This window comes from Cupriavidus sp. 30B13 (genome assembly GCF_049059565.2).
GTDB lineage: Bacteria > Pseudomonadota > Gammaproteobacteria > Burkholderiales > Burkholderiaceae > Cupriavidus.
This window is the reverse complement of the sequence record NZ_CP188223.1, coordinates 2,140,930-2,156,309: the sequence shown is the minus strand read 5'-3', so window position 1 is coordinate 2,156,309 and position 15,380 is coordinate 2,140,930. Positions and strand designations below refer to the sequence as shown.

Sequence of the window (15,380 nt, the reverse complement as noted above, 5' to 3'; positions counted from 1 at the left end):
CGCAGCGCTCAAGGAACTCCCGTGAAGAACATCGCCGAACAGTACATGGATGTGGATACCTATGAGGCGTCGCCGCTGAGGCAGGTTCTTGGCGAAGCGCTCGCCGGCATGGCCGAGGCGGGCGGCGGCAGCGATGCGGTCGAGGCGGCGCAGGCAAGCGACGCCATCGAGGCGATCGATGCCATCGCCGGCATGGACCATGCGCAGCCCGCCCCGGGCCAGCCCGATGCCCGCGAAGGCGCGCGCCAGTTCCCGCGCCTGATGCCGGTGGCGTCCGCCGCCGCCCAGCCCGGCGCGCGCACCGTCAAGGTGGCGGACATCGCCGCGTTCGAGCGCCTCGCCGAGCAGGACGCGCTGACGGAATTCCGCGTGTTCCGCAGTTTCGGCTATTCGGTGGTGCTGTTCTTCCACGCCGCGGAGATGGTGTTCTACACCGTGCTCTACCAGGACGGGGCGCCCTGGCGCGTGATGACCTGCGCCGACCACGAGACCAGCGAATCGGTGTTCGTCCACTTCGAGGAACGCGCGCGGCGCTGGGCCGAAGGCGAGGCGCGCTGCGCGCTGGTCAAGGCCCGCAACGAGCACCTCGCGCGCCTGTTCGAGCAATCCGAGCAGCGGGCCGAGCGGCTGCGCAGCGACCTGCAGCGCGTGGCGCTGCAGGAGCAGGCGCTGAACGCGCGCCAGCAGCAGGTGCGCCGGGAGCTGGCCCGGCTCGAAGGCCTGCGCGTCACGGCCCAGGCGCAGCTCAACAAGTCGGCTCGCCAGGCCCACCAGCTCATGCTGGCCGAAAACGAAGGGCTGCCGCATTTGCCGGTCCGCTGAGCCCGGCGCCGTCTTCCGGTGCGCACGGCGCCGGCGCAAACCGGCAAAATGGCGGGGCCGGCGCCGCCGGCCAATGCGGAGACGACGATGGACACCAATCACGAGCCGGCCGGCGCGGTGCCGCACGGCAACCTGCTGGCGGAGGTGCCGGCCGACCGCGCCGCCGAGCGCTTCGATGCCTTGCTGGAGCGCCCCGGCCTGAAGATCGAGCGCATCGTCTCGAACGGCCAGGCCAGTCCGCCCGGCTTCTGGTACGACAGCGCGCAGGACGAATGGGTGCTGCTGCTCAGCGGCAGCGCCGGCCTGCATCTCGAAGGCGAAGCCGGGCCCCGCCGCCTGCTGCCCGGCGACTGGCTGCACCTGCCGGCGCATTGCCGCCATCGCGTGGCCTGGACCGATGCGGCGCAGCCCTCGGTCTGGCTGGCCGTGCATTTCGGCCCGGGCGCGCAGGGCTGATCCCTCTGCGCCCGACACGGTTGCCTGACACTCGCGCCGGTGCCCGCATACCGATATGCGGCCCGCGCCTCTATGCATAGACGAAATGCGCACTTCGGCGCGGCGTGCCGCTCGGCTATCGTGTGAGCCTGGCAAGCCAACCAGTCCGTAGCGGCTTGCATCGCAATACCCAACGGCTGGCCCCATCCCGAATCATGTTCTTCCCGCCCCAGGCGCGGCTGTCCGCGGCGCCGTCCGTTCCCCGTCCCCGCCGTCGCGCGCCGGCACTGTTGCCGGCGCAACAGCGATTCAGCAAGCTGCGCCCGCAGCCGCCGCGAGACGCGGGCGAACCCGCCGCGCACATCGGCGGATGGCCGCAAGACGCCGCGAATGCCGCCAATTGCGGCCCGGCCGGGCGGGCTTGCTTCTTGCCTTGTCTGCACGCAGCCGCTCGCGCAGCCGGGCCGGCCGGCCTGGCCGCCGCGTCCATCCGGATTCATTCCACAGGAGGTTTTCTCAATGGCTAAACCGCTGAACGTAGTTGCCGTCAACGGCAGCGCGCAGCAACCCTCGCGCACCCTGGCGCTGGTCCAGGCCCTGCTGGCCGAGCTCGACACGCGGCTGGTGATCCAGAGCCGCATCGTCAACCTGGGCGAGATCGCCAGGCCGCTGGGCGGCGCGCTGACGCGCGCGGAACTGCCGGCCGAGATCGAAGCCGAGCTGGCGGCGATCGAGGCGGCGGACCTGCTGCTGGTGGCCGCGCCGGTCTACCGCGGTTCCTATCCTGGCCATTTCAAGCATCTGTTCGACCTGGCCGGGCAGGAAGCGCTGGTCGACAAGCCGGTGCTGCTGGCCGCCACCGGCGGCAGCGACCGCCATGCGCTGGTGCTCGAGCATCAGTTGCGGCCGCTGTTCGGCTTCATGCAGGCGCTGACCTTGCCGATCGGCGTGTACGGCAGTCCGGGCGAGTTCGAGCACTACCAGGTGAGCAGCCCGGCGCTGGCCGAGCGCATCCGCCTGGCCGCCGACCGCGCCGCGCCGCTGTTCGCCGAGCACCGGCGCACGGCGCTGCAGCGCGTGGCCTGAGGAACGCACCGGCAATGAACGTATTCTGGTTCCTTCCCACGCACGGCGACGGCCATTACCTCGGCACCACCGAGGGCGCGCGGCCGGTCTCGCTGCGCTACCTGAAGCAGATCGCGCAGGCCGCGGACGACCTCGGCTACTACGGCGTGCTGATTCCCACCGGCCGCTCCTGCGAGGACTCGTGGGTGATCGCCTCGGCCGTGGCGCCCTGGACCGAGCGCCTGCGCTACCTGGTGGCGATCCGCCCGGGCATCATCTCGCCCACGGTGTCGGCGCGCATGGCGGCCACGCTGGACCGCATCACCAACGGCCGGCTGCTGATCAACGTGGTCACCGGCGGCGACCCCGACGAGAACCGCGGCGACGGCCTCTACCTGGACCACGGCCAGCGCTATGCCGCTTCGGCCGAGTTCCTGCGCGTGTGGCGCCGCGTGCTCGAAGGCGAGGCGGTGCACTTCGAGGGCGAGCACATCAAGGTGGAGAACGCCAAGGCGCTCTATCCGCCGGTGCAGCGTCCTTACCCGCCGCTGTACTTCGGCGGCTCCTCGGAAGAGGCGCACGAACTGGCGGCCGAGCAGGTCGACGTCTACCTGAGCTGGGGCGAGCCGCCGGCCGCGGTGGCGCAGAAGATCGCCGACGTGCGCGAGCGCGCCGCGCGGCTCGGGCGCACGGTGCGCTTCGGCGTGCGGCTGCACGTGATCGTGCGCCATACCAGCGAGGAAGCCTGGCGCGCCGCGGACGAGCTGATCGCGCGGATCTCCGACGAGACCATCGCCGCCGCGCAGACATCGTTCGCGCGCTTCGACTCGGTCGGCCAGCGCCGCATGGCGCAGCTGCACGGCGGACGCCGCGACCAGCTCGAGATCTATCCCAACCTGTGGGCCGGCGTGGGCCTGGTGCGCGGCGGCGCCGGCACGGCGCTGGTCGGCAATCCGGAGGAAGTCGCGGCGCGCATCAAGGAGTACGCGGACCTCGGCATCGAGAGCTTCATCTTCTCGGGCTACCCGCACCTGGAGGAAGCCTACCGCTTCGCCGAACTGGTGTTTCCGCTGCCGCCCGAGCCGTACGCCAGCCTGGCGCGCGGCGGCGCCACCAACCTGACCGGGCCGTTCGGCGAGATGATCGCCAACGACGTGCTGCCGGGCAGCAAGGCCGCGGCATGAGCGTGCGTCCCCGCGTGGTGCCGCTGGACCCGCGCCGCACGGCGCAGGCGCTGGCGCGCGACTTTGCCCAGACCGCGGCCGAGCGCGACGCCCGCGGCGGCACGCCCAAGGCCGAGCGCGACGCGCTGCGCGCCAGCGGCCTGCTGGCCCTGACCATTCCGGCCGACCTCGGCGGGCTGGGCGGCAACTGGGCCGACATGCTGGCCGTGGTGCGCACGCTGGCCCGCGCCGATGCCTCGCTGGCCCACGTCTACGGCTTCCACCACCTGACGCTGGCCACGCTGCGGCTGTTCGGCAACGCCGGCCAATGGCGCCCGTGGTGGGAGCAGACCGCGCTGCGCGGCTGGTTCTGGGGCAACGCGCTGAACCCGCTCGATACGCGCACCGTGGCCAGCCGCGGCGAGGGCTGCCACGAGTTCTCCGGCAAGAAGAGTTTCTGCTCCGGCGCCATCGACTCCGAGATGCTGGTGGCGTCGGCGCTGGAGGAGGGCAGCGGCCGCCTGCTGATCGCGGCCCTGCCGACCAGCCGCAGCGGCATCACGCCGCACCACGACTGGGACAGCATCGGCCAGCGCCAGACCGACAGCGGCAGTGTCTCGTTCGAGCGCGTGCGCGTGGAGCCGCAGGAGCTGCTGCTCGACCCCGGCCCGCTGAGCACGCCGTTCGCGTGCCTGCGGCCGCTGCTGGCGCAACTGGTGTTCTGCCACACCTTCCTCGGCATTGCCGAAGGCGCCTTCGAGGAGGCGCGCGGCTACACGCTCAACGAGGCGCGCCCATGGTTCCGCTCGGAGGCCGCGCACGTGACCGAGGACCCTTACGTGCTGGCGCGCTACGGCGAATTCTGGGTCGGCCTGGAAGGCGTGCGGCTGCTGGTGGAGCGCGCCGCCGCGCACTTCGACCAGGCCTGGCGCGCCGGCGAGCAGCTCGACGCCGAGGCGCGCGGCGCGCTCGCGGTGGACATCGCCGCGGCCAAGGTGGCCTCGACCCGCACCGGGCTCGAGCTCGCCAGCCGCATCTTCGAGGTCACCGGCGCGCGCGCCACGCACGGCGCGCTGCGGCTGGACCGCCACTGGCGCAACCTGCGCACGCAGTCGCTGCACGATCCGCTCGACTACAAGCTCCACGAACTCGGCGACTGGGCACTGAACGGCGCCGCGCCGAGCCCATCCTTCTACTCATGAGCCCATGCAGCTAGTGTCCTGGCCACCGCCGGCGCCGCGCCCGGCGCATCTGTCGCACGTCTTCGCCGACCCGAGATCGCTGGCGCTGCTCAGCCACGTGGAGAAGGTCGCGCCCAGCGAGGCCAGCATCCTGATCGTGGGCGAGACGGGCACCGGCAAGGAAATGATGGCGCGCCACGTCCACAACCTGAGCGCGCGCCGCCACCGGCGCTTCGTCGCGGTCAACTGCGGCGCGTTTTCCGAATCGCTGGTCGACGCCGAGCTGTTCGGCCACGAGAAAGGCGCCTTCACCGGCGCGCTCGGCGCCAAGCCGGGCTGGTTCGAGGAGGCCGACGGCGGCACGCTGTTCCTCGACGAGATCGGCGACCTGCCGATGTCGCTGCAGGTCAAGCTGCTGCGCGTGCTGCAGGAGCGCGAAGTGGTGCGGCTGGGCTCGCGCAAGCCGGTGCCGATCGACGTGCGCGTGCTGGCCGCCACCAACCGGCCGCTGGACCAGGCCATCCGCGACGGCAGCTTCCGCAAGGACCTGTTTTACCGGCTCAACGTGGTGACGCTGGAGATCCGTCCGCTGCAGGAACGCCCCGGCGACATCCTGCCGCTGGCGCAGCATTTCCTGCGCAAGTACGGCGAACGGCTCGGCTACGGCGAGGTCGCGCTGAGCCCCGACGCGCAGCACAAGCTGCAGCGCTACGCGTGGCCCGGCAATATCCGCGAGCTGGAGAACGTGCTGCACCATGCCTTGCTGACCTGCCAGGACGACCGTATCGAGACCACGGACCTGCATGTGCGGGAGCCCGGCACGGAGGCCTGCCCGGCGCAGCCCGACGCGGCCGGCGGCCTGGCGGTTCCCGCCGGCGCGGGCGCCACGCCGGCCGCAGCCGCGGAACCCGCCGACGAGCCCGCGGCCGCCCTGCTCGAGCGCGCGCTGCTGCGCCTGTTCGAGGACGCGCCCGAGGGCGTGCACGAGACCGTGGAGCGCGCGCTGCTGCGCGCCGCCTTCCGCTACTGCCGCTACAACCAGGTCCACACGGCTGCGCTGCTGGGCCTGAGCCGCAACATCACGCGCGCCCGGCTGATCCAGATCGGCGAGCTGCGCGTGAACCGGCGCAAGCCGGGCGAGGCCGGGGAGCCGGGAAGCGCGGGGGCGGCCGGTATTGACGACAACGCGGACGGCAATCCGGACGGCACCGCCGGCGACACGCCGCAGGCCGGCGCGCCGAAGGTATTCGCGATCGCCATCTGAACCGGCCGGGTGCCGGGCCGGCGGCGCTCAGGCCGCCAGCGGCACGACCTCGCGGGCGATCGCCTCGCCGGAGGCCGCCTGCGCCACGCGCAGGTCATAGGCCGCCTGCAGGCTGGCCCAGAATTCCGGCGTGGTGCCGAAATAGCGCGCCAGGCGCAGCGCCGTCTCGGACGAGATGGCGCGCCGGCAGCGCACGATGTCGTTGATGCGCGGCGCCGGGACATGCAGGGCCATCGCCAGCGCATGCGCGGTCATGTGGTTGGGAACGAGAAAGTCCTCGCGCAGGATCTCGCCCGGGTGGACCGGTTTGATGCTTTCGCCGGTGGCGACATCCGAGAAATCGACCTTCTTCAGGTCCTCGCGCTTGATGGTCATGGTGCCCTCGCTGGTCAGTATGCTGGTCAGGTCAGTGATAGTCGGTGATCTCCGCCTCATAGACGTCGCCGTTGCCGAAGCGGAAACAGATCCGCCACTGGTTGTTGATCCGGATGCTCCACTGTCCTCTGCGCTCGGCCTTGAGCGCCTCGAGCCGGTTGGCGGGCGGCGCCCGCAGGTCATCGAGCGCGGCCGCCGCGTCGAGCATCTCGAGCTTGCGCAGCGCGGCCCGCTGGATCTCGCGCGGGAGGCTGCTCACGAACTTGCCCGCGTACACCGCTGCGGTGGCTTTGCTGGCGAAGCTTCGAATCATGGTTGCGATCCTATAATGAGACGAGTTTAACGTCAAATGTTAATCGTATCTCGTTAACCCTGGGAAGACGGTGTCGTGCTCCGGGGCGCTGGCGCGTGGACGGCTCGGCCGATGCGATGCGCGCGCCGGATCGCGAGGAGGGTGTGTTCCCGGGGCCCATGCATGGCGAACCATTCGCGGTCCCGCCTGAGCAGCGTAAGTCCGCGCGTTCCGCGCATGCATGAGAGGATTCGCAAAGCGCCGGGCCGGACGGCCGCGGCGCGGCCGGTGGCAATCAGGCAAGCCGGCCCGCCGGTCAGATGGAGGCGCTCAGGGCGCCCGCAGCAGGCGCACGCAGCGGTCGCCCAGCCACTGGATGATGCTGACCAGGCCGATCAGCAGCACGATCACCACCACCATCACGGTGGTGTCGAAGCGCTGGTAGCCGTAGCGGATGGCGATGTCGCCGAGCCCGCCCGCGCCCACCGCGCCGGCCATGGCCGAGGCGCCGACCAGCGACACCACGGTGATGGTGAAGCCGCCCACGATGCCGGGCAGCGCTTCCGGCAGCAGCACGTGCCAGACGATGTGGCGGCGCTGGCAACCCATGGCCTGCGCGGCTTCCACCAGGCCGCGGTCCACTTCGCGCAAGCTGATCTCGGCAATGCGGGCGAAGAAGGGCGTGGCGCTGATCGACAGCGGCACCACCGCCGCCCACACGCCGATGGTCGCGCCCACCACCAGCCGCGTGAACGGGAGCAGCGCCACCAGCAGCACGATGAAGGGCGTGGCGCGGAAGCCGTTGACCACGCTGCCGAGCACGCGGTGCAGGCGCGGCGAGGCCAGCACGCCGCCGGGCGCGCTCAGCACCAGCACCAATGCCAGCGGAATGCCCAGCGCCACCGCCGCCAGCGCCGAGGCGCCGACCATGGTGAGCGTGTCGAACAGGCCTTGCCAGATGCGTTCAATGGTCAGCGGGGACATAGCCGATTACCTTGGCGTGTTGGGATCGGGTGGCTGCCGCAAGCGCCTCGGGCGCCAGCCCGGGGGCGGAGGTGGCCAGCAGCAGTCGGCCCTGGCTGTGGCCCTGGATGCGGTCCACGCCGGCGTGCAGCAGGCGGGCCTGGCCGCCCAGCGCGGCGGCGATGCCGGCCAGCTCGGGCGCGGCGCCGGCGCCGCTGTAGTGCAGCTCGACCAGTTGCTCGCAGGCACCGTGCGCGGGCGGCGCGGCCTGCAGCCGTTGCGCGAGGTCGTCGGGCAGGCCGGCCTGCAGCGGCTGCAGCAGCGCCCGCGTGGCGGCATGGCGCGGATTGCCGAACACCTCCCACACCGGGCCGTGCTCGGCGATGCGGCCGCCTTCGAGCACCAGCACGCGGTCGCAGATGTCGCGGATCACGCGCATCTCGTGCGTGATCAGCACGATGGTCAGGCCCAGGCGGCGGTTGATGTCGCGCAGCAGCGCCAGGATGGACTGCGTGGTTTCCGGGTCCAGCGCCGAGGTGGCCTCGTCGCACAGCAGGATCTCGGGCCGGTGCACCAGCGCGCGGGCAATGCCCACGCGCTGTTTCTGGCCGCCGGAGAGCTGGCCCGGGTAGGCGCGCTGCTTGCCTTCCAGCCCGACCAGGCCGAGCAGCTCCTCCACGCGCGGCGCAATTTCCTTGCGCGGCACGCCGGCCACCTTCAGCGGCAGCGCCACGTTGTCCCACATGGTCTTGGCCGAAAGCAGGTTGAAGTGCTGGAAGATCATGCCGATGCGGCGGCGCAGGGCCACCAGCGCGGCGGCGTCGAGCGTGGCGAGGTCGGTGCCGTCCACCAGCACGCGGCCGCTGCTGGGCGTCTCCAGGCGGTTGATGGTGCGCAGCAGGCTGGACTTGCCGGCGCCGCTGCGGCCGATGATGCCGAACACGCCGCCGGCGGGGATGTCGATGTCGATCTCGCGCAGCGCATGCACCTCGCCGGCCGGCGTGCGGTAAACCTTGCCGACCTGCCGGAACGAAACCGAGCCCGCTCCGGCGGCCGCGCCGGGACCATCGTGCGCGCCGCCGGCGCGGGCGGATGCCGGTGCTTCGGGCAGGCCGGGCGCGGCGTCGCGCCGGCGCAGGAAGGTCAGCGTGCCCATGGCGTCACTGCTTGCGCCACGGCAAGCTGTAGAGCTTGTCGTTGTTGGCATAGGACTCGCGCAGCTTCTGCAGCACGGCCGGCGACTCCTGGTAGAGCTTGACGAAGCGGGCGATGCGCGGGTCGCCGGCGTTGTCCTGGCGGCTGACGAAGCGGATGGCGAAATAGACGTCGTCCACGCCCGAATAGAGCAGGCCGGACCCGGCCACCTGCGGCTTGCCCGCGTTGACGAAGTGGGCCGGGTAGCCCTGCGCGAGGTCCACGTCGTCGAGCGCGCGCACCAGTTGCGGGCCTTCGATCTCCACGAACCTGAGCTTCTTCGGGTTGGCCACGATGTCGTCGAGCCCGCCGCGCGCGCCCACGCCGTCGCGCAGCTTGATCAGGCCGGCCTTCTGCAGCAGCAGCAGGCCGCGGCCCTGGTTGACCGGGTCGCTGGCCACGCCCACGCGCGCGCCGTCCTTGAGCTCGTCGAAGCGCTTGATGCGGCTGGAATACAGGCCGATATTGGGCAGCACGCCCACCGCCACGCTCTTGAAGGCGTAGCCGCGCTCCTTGACGGCGTTGTCGAGGAAGGCCTGGTGCTGGAAGTAGTTGAGGTCGAGGTCGCCCGAGGCCAGCGCCACGTTGGGCGTGGTCCAGTCGGTCAGTTCGACCACCTTGACGTCGAGGCCCTGCTTGCGCGCCTCGGCGGCGGCCACCTCGACCGAATCGGCCAGCGCGCCCGGCGTGACGCCGATGCGCAGCGGCGCGGCGTGCGCGAGGTGGGCAGTGGCCAGGGAGAGCGTGGCGAGGGCGGAGATCAGCAGTCGCTTGAGTGTCGGCTTGAGTGTCATGGGGCGGGTGGAATGGAGTCTGGATGCGTGTCGGGTGGTTCAATCCGCCGCGTGGCGGAACTGCGCCGCCGCGTGGCGCGCCGGCAGGCGGTCGCCCTCGCCGAACAGCTTGCCGCGCAGGCTGCCCTCGGCGTAGCTGGTCTTGTAGAGCCCGCGGTTCTGCAGTTCTGGCACCACCAGCTCGACGAAATCCTCGTAGCTTTCCGGCACCACGGTGCGGCTCAGGTTGAAGCCGTCGATGCCGGTCTCGTCGATCCAGGACTGCAGCTCGTCGGCCACCTGCGCGGCGTCGCCGACGATGGCCGGATAGCGCCCGCCCAGCTCGAACAGTTCCAGCAGCCGCCGGCGCGTCCAGCCGTGCTGCTGGGCGGTGCGGGTGGCGGATTCGATGGCGTTGCCGCCGTTGTAGTCCACCGGCGCGTCGAGGTCGTAGCGGCCGAAGTCCACGCCGGTGCTGGCGGCGAAGTGGGCCAGGCCGGCCTCGCGGCTGGCGTAATCCTTGTAGTCGGCGTGCTTCTGGCGCGCCTCGGCGTTGGTGCGGCCGGCCACCACGGCGGCGCCGGCGAACACCTTGATGTCGCCGGGGCGGCGCCCGGCCGCCACCAGCTGCTCGCGCAGCGCGCGCACGGTGTTGCGCGCGGCCTCCTTGCTGGGCGGCGAGATGAACACGCACTCGGCATGGCGCGCGGCGAAGCGCTGGCCGCGCCCCGAGCTGCCGGCCTGGAACAGCACCGGCGTGCGCTGCGGCGACGGCTCGGCCAGGTGGTAGCCCTCGACCTTGTAGTACTTGCCCTGGTGGTTCACCTTGTGCACGCGGCCGGGGTCGGCGAACACGCGCGCGGCCTTGTCGCGCCGCACCGCGCCGTCTTCCCAGCTGCCTTCCCACAGCTTGTAGAGCACCTCCAGGTATTCGTCGGCCCGGTCGTAGCGCTCGTCGTGGGCGATCTGGCTGTCCAGCCCCATCGCGCGCGCGGCGCTGTCCAGGTAGCCGGTGACGATGTTCCAGCCCACGCGCCCGCGCGTGAGGTGGTCCAGCGTGGAGAAGCGCCGCGCCAGCAAGTAGGGCTGCTCGTAGGTCAGGTTGACGGTCACGCCGAAACCCAGGTGCCGCGTCACGGCGGCCATCGCCGACACCAGCAGCAGCGGGTCGTTGACCGGCAGCTGGATCGATTCGCGCAGGGTCACGTCCACGTTGCCCTGGTAGATGTCGTAGACGCCCACGATGTCGGCGATGAACAGGCCGTCGAACAGGCCGCGCTCGAGCGTGCGCGCCTGGCCGGTCCAGTATTCGATGGTGTTGTAGTCGACCGAGCGGTCGCGCGGGTGCGTCCACAGGCCGTGGTTGATATGGCCCACGCAGTTCATGTTGAAGGCGTTGAGCAGGATTTGCTTGCGTGCCATCAGAGGGCTCCGTGCCGGGTGGGAAGGCGGTCGTTCAGGTAGTAGTTGCCGACCGCGTGGTATTTCCAGCGCACCGGGTCGTGCAGCGTGTGGGTGCGCGCGTTGCGCCAGAAGCGGTCCAGGCCCAGGCCGTCGAGCGTGGCGCTGGTGCCGGCCAGCTCGAACAGCTTGCTGCCGGCCAGCAGCGAGGCGGTGGTGGTGAGCGCGCGCGCCTCGGCCACGGCGATCGAGGCCGCCGCCACGCTGCGCTCGCCGGGCGCGGCCTGGGCCGCGTCGACGATGCGCCCGGCGCGGCGCACCAGCGCCGCCGCGGCGCGCAGGCGCACGGCCACGTTGCCGACCTCGTGGATGGTCAGCGGGTCGTCCGCCGCGCGCTCGACGCCGGCGTCCAGCCACGGGCGCGACTGCTCGCGCACGAACGGCAGCGTGGCGTCGAAGGCGCCGCGGCCGATGCCCAGGTCGATCGCCGCGTGCAGGATCTGCGCCACCGGGCCGATGGTGGTGGGCTGCTCGAACGAGGCCAGGAAAGGCACCACCCAGTCGGCCTCCACGCGCACGTTGTCGAACGTGACCGAGCCGCTGCCGGTGATGCGCTGGCCGAAGCCGTCCCAGTCGTCGACGATGGACACGCCGGGCGCGGTGCGCGGCACGATGGCCAGCAGCGTGACCTCGCGGCCGTCCTGCTCGGCCACCACCAGCGTGGGGATCCAGTGCGCGTAGAGCGCGCCGGTGCAGTAGAACTTCTTGCCGTCCACGCGCCAGCCGTCGCCGTCGGGGCTGAGCCGGGTGCGGCGCTTGAAGTCCTTGTGGCCGATCTCGGCCAGCGCGTTGCCGAAGCGCTCGCCGGCCAGCGCGCGCGCATAGAAGAAGCGCTTCTGCGCCTCGCTGCCGCCCACGCGCAGCACTTCCAGCGCGTAGAAATGGTTCTGCGGGATCTGGCCCAGCGAGCCGTCGGCGGCGGCGATGGTGGAGATCACCTCGGCCAGCGTCACGGTGGAGACGCCGGCGCCGCCGAACTCGCGCGGCACGGTGATGCCCCACAGGCCGCTCGCGCTGAAGGCATCGAGCTCGGCCCAGGGCAGGCGGCGCTCGCGGTCGCGCTGCGCCGCCTCGGGCGCGAACTGCGCGGCCAGCCGGCGCGCGGTGGCGATGGCGTCGGCGTCGTCGCGGATCAGCGCGGGCGGCTGCGCCGGCGGCGCGGCGGGCGCGGGCCGGCTGGCGGGGCTGTGGTCGGCGGGAACCGGGGTAAGCAGCAAGGACATGTCAGTTCCAGGAGTGGCGCGCGGGCAGCACGTGATTGAGGTAGTAGTTGCCGATCAGGTGGGTCTTCCAGCGCACCGGGTCGTGCAGCGTGTGGGTGCGCGCGTTGCGCCAGTGGCGGTCGAGGTTGTGGCGCGCGCGCGTGGCGGAGGAGCCGGCCAGCTCGAACAGTTTTTCGCTGGCCGCCAGCGCCGCCTCGGTGGTCAGCACCTTGGCCTCGGCCACGGCCACCGAGGCGCGCGCGCTGGCCTCGGCGTCGAGCCCGTGCGGCGCGGCCGCGGCGGCGATGGCGTCCAGCGCGCGGCCGGCTTCGAGCAGCACTTCGCGCGCGGCATGCACGTCGATCTGCAGGCGGCCCACGTCCGCGATCAGGTGCGGGTCGTCGGTGGCGTGCTCCAGGCCGGAGTCGATCCACGGGCGCGCGTACTGCCGCACGAAGGCGATGGCATCGGCCAGCGCGGCCTCGGCGATGCCCTGGTCGATGGCGGCCTGGATCAGTTGCGAGGTGGCGCCGTACAGGCCCGGGCGGTCCGCCAGCTGCCACACCGGCAGCACGTCGTCGGGCGAGACCGGCACGTTGTCGAACACCACGCTGCCGCTGGCGGTGGTGCGCTGGCCGAACGAGGACCAGTCGTCGACGATGGACAGCCCGCGCGCCTCGCGCGGCGACCACACCTGCACCGCGCGGCCCTGGCTGTCGAGCGCGCGCGCCGGCACGCGGTGCGCGAACAGCGCGCCGGTGGAGTAGAAGCGATGCCCGTTCAGGCGCAGGCCCTGGGCGGTCTCGCTCAGGCGGGTGGTGCCTTGCAGCACGTTCTGGCTGTGCTCGGAGCGGCGCTCGGGCCCCGCGTTGCCCAGCCGCGCGCCGGACAGCACTTCGCTGTAGAAGCGGCGCTTCTGCGCCTCGGAACCGGCTTCGCGCAGCACGCCCAGCAGGCCGAAGTGGTTCTGCGGGATCTGGCCCAGCGCCGGGTCGGCGGCGCACAGGATCACGAAGACTTCGGCCAGCGTGGCGTAGGACACTTCGGCGCCGCCGTACGCGCGCGGCACCGTGATGCCGCCCAGGCCGCTCTCGGACCACAGGTCCAGTTCCGCCCACGGCAGGCGGCGCGCGCGGTCGCGCTCGGACGCGCCCTCGGCAAAGCGGGCGGCAAGGTCGTGCGCGGCCTGCAGGGCCTGCGCGTCGTCGGCGATGCGCCGCACGCGCCCGGGGTCGGGCAGATGCGCCGGCGCGGCCGGCAGGGCGGTGGCGGGGAAATCGGACAGTCTGGTCATGGCGGTCGGGAAAAGGGAAACTAGGCCGGCGTGGCGGCGCGGACGCGACGCAGGCGCGGATTGAGGGCGGCCTGCAGGCCGTCGCTGAACAGGTTGAGCGCGAGCACCGTCAGCACCACCGCCAGCCCGGGGATGGCGGTCATGTACCAGCCGGTGCGCAGCGCGTCGCGGCCCAGGCCGATCATCGAGCCCCAGCTCACCACGTTGGGGTCGCCCAGGCCGAGGAAGGCCAGCCCGGCCTCGGACAGGATGGCGTTGGCCACCAGCAGGCCGGTGGAGACGATGATCGGCGTCCAGGCATTGGGCAGGATCTCGCGGAAGATCAGGTGCGCGTCGCTGGCGCCCACCGCCACCGCGGCGCGCACGTATTCGCGCTCGCGCAGCGACAGGAACTCCGCGCGCACCAGCCGCGCCACGCTGGTCCAGGAGGTCACGCCGAGCGCGAACACGATGGTGCCCAGCGTGGGCTTGAGCACCGCCACCAGGATGATGGCCAGCAGGAAGGCGGGGATGGTCTGGAAGAACTCGGTGACGCGGCTCAGCACCGCGTCGGTGCGGCCGCGGTAGAAGCCGGCCGCGGCGCCCACGGCGACGCCGATGGCCAGCGCCACCAGCGCCGACGACACGCCCACCAGCAGCGACACGCGCGCGCCGTGCGCCAGCCCGGCCAGCAGGTCGCGGCCCATCAGGTCGGTGCCGAGCGGCGTGGCCGGGTCGGCGCCGGGCCAGGTGTAGGGCGCGCCCACCATGTCGAGCGGGTCGTCGGGGAACAGCACGCCGGCCAGCGCGGCGGCCGCGGCCACCACCAGCAGCACGGCGCCGCCGAGCCAGATCGAGGGTTGCAGGTACCAGCGTTTCATGCGGCGCTCCCGGTGGCGGTCGAGGGCTGGCGGGCCGGCGATGCGGCGCGGCGCACGCGCGGATCGAGCGCGGCCTGCGCCAGGTCCACCAGCAGGTTGGCCAGCACCACCAGCACGCCGCTGCAGATCAGCACGGCCAGCAGCACCGGGATGTCGCGGCTCTTGATGGCTTCGAACGACAACTGTCCGAGGCCCGGCCAGGCGAACACCGTCTCCACCACGATCGAGCCGCCCAGCAGCGCGCTGCTCTGCACGCCCAGCATGGTGACCACCGGCAGCAGCGCGTTGCGCAGCGCGTGGCGGAAGATCACCTGGTGCTCGCGCGCGCCCTTGGCGCGGGCGGTGCGGATGTAGTCCTCGGCCAGCGTCTCGATCATGGCGGCGCGCGCCAGCCGCGCGTACACCGCCACGTAGTAGATCGCCAGCGTCAGCACCGGCAGCACCAGGTGCTGGAGGTAGTCCAGCCACAGGCGCGCGCCGTGGTAGCCGGCGTTGACCTCGCGCAGGCCGCCCACCGGCAGCCATTCGAGCTGCACGCCGAACAGCACGATCAGCATCAGCGAGGTCCAGAACATCGGCGCCGAATAGCCCACCGTGGCCAGCGCCGACAGCACGGTGTCGGTCAGCCCGTGCGGGCGCCGCGCCGCCGCCACGCCGAGCAGCACGCCGGCCACCGTGGACAGCAGCAGCGCCGCGCCGACCAGCGCCAGCGTGGGGCCGAGCCGGTCCAGCACCAGGTTGAGCACCGGCTCGCCGAAACGGAACGAATAGCCCAGGTCGCCCTGCGCGATGCGGCCCAGGTAGCCCAGCAGCTGTTCCGGCAGGCTGCGGTCCAGCCCGTAGAGCTGGCGCAGCTGCGCCACGTACTGGGGCGGCACGCTGCCGCTTTCGCTGGCGATCACGTCGACCAGGTCGCCCGGCAGCGCCTTGAGCAGCGCGAAGTCGAGCACGGCGGTGGCGAACACCACGCCCAGCAGTTGCAGCAGCCGCCGGAGCAGCGGCCTGAGCAGGGATCTGGCTATGCGCACGGCGTCCT

The 15,380-nt window shown here is 72.0% G+C and carries 16 protein-coding genes; 6 read left to right on the top strand and 10 right to left on the bottom strand.

From position 1 onward, the window contains the following. Positions 1 to 21: 21 nt before the first annotated feature. The 6 genes from ACKI2N_RS09845 (at position 22) to ACKI2N_RS09820 (ending at position 5,930) form a co-directional block, all read left to right on the top strand. On the top strand, positions 22 to 822 hold the full coding sequence (locus ACKI2N_RS09845; protein WP_420994248.1) for a DUF2968 domain-containing protein: 801 nt from the start codon (positions 22 to 24) through the stop codon (positions 820 to 822). Positions 823 to 909: 87 nt separating this feature from the next. Beyond that, entirely contained in the window at positions 910 to 1,278 is a 369-nt protein-coding gene (locus tag ACKI2N_RS09840; protein WP_420994247.1) for a cupin, read from the top strand. 498 nt (positions 1,279 to 1,776) lie between these two features. Next, positions 1,777 to 2,343, top strand: coding sequence for an FMN reductase (msuE, locus tag ACKI2N_RS09835; RefSeq protein WP_420994246.1), 567 nt, complete (start codon positions 1,777 to 1,779; stop codon positions 2,341 to 2,343). A 14-nt stretch (positions 2,344 to 2,357) separates the two neighbouring features. Then, the gene (gene ssuD / locus ACKI2N_RS09830; protein ID WP_420994244.1) at positions 2,358 to 3,506 is read left to right on the top strand and encodes an FMNH2-dependent alkanesulfonate monooxygenase; all 1,149 of its coding nucleotides are present in this window, start codon (positions 2,358 to 2,360) and stop codon (positions 3,504 to 3,506) included. Next, positions 3,503 to 4,687: an acyl-CoA dehydrogenase family protein gene (locus ACKI2N_RS09825; RefSeq protein ID WP_420994243.1), complete on the top strand. Its 1,185-nt coding sequence runs from the start codon at positions 3,503 to 3,505 to the stop codon at positions 4,685 to 4,687. The genes ssuD and ACKI2N_RS09825 overlap by 4 nt, the downstream gene beginning before the upstream one ends. A 4-nt stretch (positions 4,688 to 4,691) precedes the next feature. Further along, the gene (locus ACKI2N_RS09820) at positions 4,692 to 5,930 is read left to right on the top strand and encodes a sigma-54 interaction domain-containing protein (RefSeq protein WP_420994242.1); all 1,239 of its coding nucleotides are present in this window, start codon (positions 4,692 to 4,694) and stop codon (positions 5,928 to 5,930) included. A gap of 27 nt (positions 5,931 to 5,957) precedes the next feature. Here ACKI2N_RS09820 and ACKI2N_RS09815 read toward each other — a convergent pair whose 3' ends face one another. The 10 genes from ACKI2N_RS09815 to ACKI2N_RS09770 form a co-directional block, all read right to left on the bottom strand. Then, positions 5,958 to 6,305, bottom strand: a complete 348-nt coding sequence (locus tag ACKI2N_RS09815; protein ID WP_420994241.1) for a HigA family addiction module antitoxin — start codon at positions 6,303 to 6,305, stop codon at positions 5,958 to 5,960. Between the two features lie 31 nt (positions 6,306 to 6,336). After that, the gene (locus ACKI2N_RS09810) at positions 6,337 to 6,618 is read right to left on the bottom strand and encodes a type II toxin-antitoxin system RelE/ParE family toxin (RefSeq protein WP_420994240.1); all 282 of its coding nucleotides are present in this window, start codon (positions 6,616 to 6,618) and stop codon (positions 6,337 to 6,339) included. 309 nt (positions 6,619 to 6,927) lie between these two features. Beyond that, positions 6,928 to 7,581: a methionine ABC transporter permease gene (locus ACKI2N_RS09805; RefSeq protein ID WP_420994239.1), complete on the bottom strand. Its 654-nt coding sequence runs from the start codon at positions 7,579 to 7,581 to the stop codon at positions 6,928 to 6,930. Then, positions 7,562 to 8,716 (bottom strand): methionine ABC transporter ATP-binding protein, encoded by a 1,155-nt coding sequence (locus tag ACKI2N_RS09800; RefSeq protein ID WP_420994238.1) that lies wholly within the window; start codon positions 8,714 to 8,716, stop codon positions 7,562 to 7,564. Before ACKI2N_RS09800 ends, ACKI2N_RS09805 begins: the two co-directional genes overlap by 20 nt. 4 nt (positions 8,717 to 8,720) lie before the next feature. After that, positions 8,721 to 9,548 carry a MetQ/NlpA family ABC transporter substrate-binding protein gene (locus ACKI2N_RS09795; RefSeq protein WP_420994237.1) on the bottom strand — a complete coding sequence of 276 codons (828 nt, stop codon included), beginning with the start codon at positions 9,546 to 9,548 and terminating at the stop codon, positions 8,721 to 8,723. A gap of 39 nt (positions 9,549 to 9,587) precedes the next feature. After that, a complete protein-coding gene (locus ACKI2N_RS09790; protein ID WP_420994236.1) occupies positions 9,588 to 10,949 on the bottom strand; it encodes an LLM class flavin-dependent oxidoreductase in 1,362 nt (453 codons plus the stop codon). Beyond that, complete coding sequence (locus tag ACKI2N_RS09785) at positions 10,949 to 12,211, bottom strand: SfnB family sulfur acquisition oxidoreductase (RefSeq protein ID WP_420994235.1); 1,263 nt, start codon at positions 12,209 to 12,211, stop codon at positions 10,949 to 10,951. Before ACKI2N_RS09785 ends, ACKI2N_RS09790 begins: the two co-directional genes overlap by 1 nt. A gap of 1 nt (position 12,212) precedes the next feature. After that, complete coding sequence (locus ACKI2N_RS09780; protein WP_420994234.1) at positions 12,213 to 13,484, bottom strand: SfnB family sulfur acquisition oxidoreductase; 1,272 nt, start codon at positions 13,482 to 13,484, stop codon at positions 12,213 to 12,215. 20 nt (positions 13,485 to 13,504) lie between these two features. Beyond that, a complete protein-coding gene (locus ACKI2N_RS09775) occupies positions 13,505 to 14,344 on the bottom strand; it encodes an ABC transporter permease (RefSeq protein ID WP_420994233.1) in 840 nt (279 codons plus the stop codon). After that, positions 14,341 to 15,372, bottom strand: a complete 1,032-nt coding sequence (locus tag ACKI2N_RS09770) for an ABC transporter permease (RefSeq protein ID WP_420994232.1) — start codon at positions 15,370 to 15,372, stop codon at positions 14,341 to 14,343. The genes ACKI2N_RS09775 and ACKI2N_RS09770 overlap by 4 nt, the downstream gene beginning before the upstream one ends. Positions 15,373 to 15,380: the final 8 nt, after the last annotated feature.

Excerpts from the sequence above, each read along its gene's own strand:
- ACKI2N_RS09785 (WP_420994235.1), bottom strand. The coding sequence starts at position 12,211 with ATGTCCTTGCTGCTTACCCCGGTTCCCGCCGACCACAGCCCCGCCAGC.
- ACKI2N_RS09820 (WP_420994242.1), top strand. The coding sequence starts at position 4,692 with ATGCAGCTAGTGTCCTGGCCACCGCCGGCGCCGCGCCCGGCGCATCTG.
- ACKI2N_RS09795 (WP_420994237.1), bottom strand. The coding sequence starts at position 9,548 with ATGACACTCAAGCCGACACTCAAGCGACTGCTGATCTCCGCCCTCGCC.
- ACKI2N_RS09825 (WP_420994243.1), top strand. The coding sequence starts at position 3,503 with ATGAGCGTGCGTCCCCGCGTGGTGCCGCTGGACCCGCGCCGCACGGCG.
- ACKI2N_RS09810 (WP_420994240.1), bottom strand. The coding sequence starts at position 6,618 with ATGATTCGAAGCTTCGCCAGCAAAGCCACCGCAGCGGTGTACGCGGGC.
- msuE (WP_420994246.1), top strand. The coding sequence starts at position 1,777 with ATGGCTAAACCGCTGAACGTAGTTGCCGTCAACGGCAGCGCGCAGCAA.
- ACKI2N_RS09775 (WP_420994233.1), bottom strand. The coding sequence starts at position 14,344 with ATGAAACGCTGGTACCTGCAACCCTCGATCTGGCTCGGCGGCGCCGTG.
- ssuD (WP_420994244.1), top strand. The coding sequence starts at position 2,358 with ATGAACGTATTCTGGTTCCTTCCCACGCACGGCGACGGCCATTACCTC.
- ACKI2N_RS09800 (WP_420994238.1), bottom strand. The coding sequence starts at position 8,716 with ATGGGCACGCTGACCTTCCTGCGCCGGCGCGACGCCGCGCCCGGCCTG.
- ACKI2N_RS09780 (WP_420994234.1), bottom strand. The coding sequence starts at position 13,484 with ATGACCAGACTGTCCGATTTCCCCGCCACCGCCCTGCCGGCCGCGCCG.
- ACKI2N_RS09805 (WP_420994239.1), bottom strand. The coding sequence starts at position 7,581 with ATGTCCCCGCTGACCATTGAACGCATCTGGCAAGGCCTGTTCGACACG.
- ACKI2N_RS09840 (WP_420994247.1), top strand. The coding sequence starts at position 910 with ATGGACACCAATCACGAGCCGGCCGGCGCGGTGCCGCACGGCAACCTG.
- ACKI2N_RS09815 (WP_420994241.1), bottom strand. The coding sequence starts at position 6,305 with ATGACCATCAAGCGCGAGGACCTGAAGAAGGTCGATTTCTCGGATGTC.
- ACKI2N_RS09790 (WP_420994236.1), bottom strand. The coding sequence starts at position 10,949 with ATGGCACGCAAGCAAATCCTGCTCAACGCCTTCAACATGAACTGCGTG.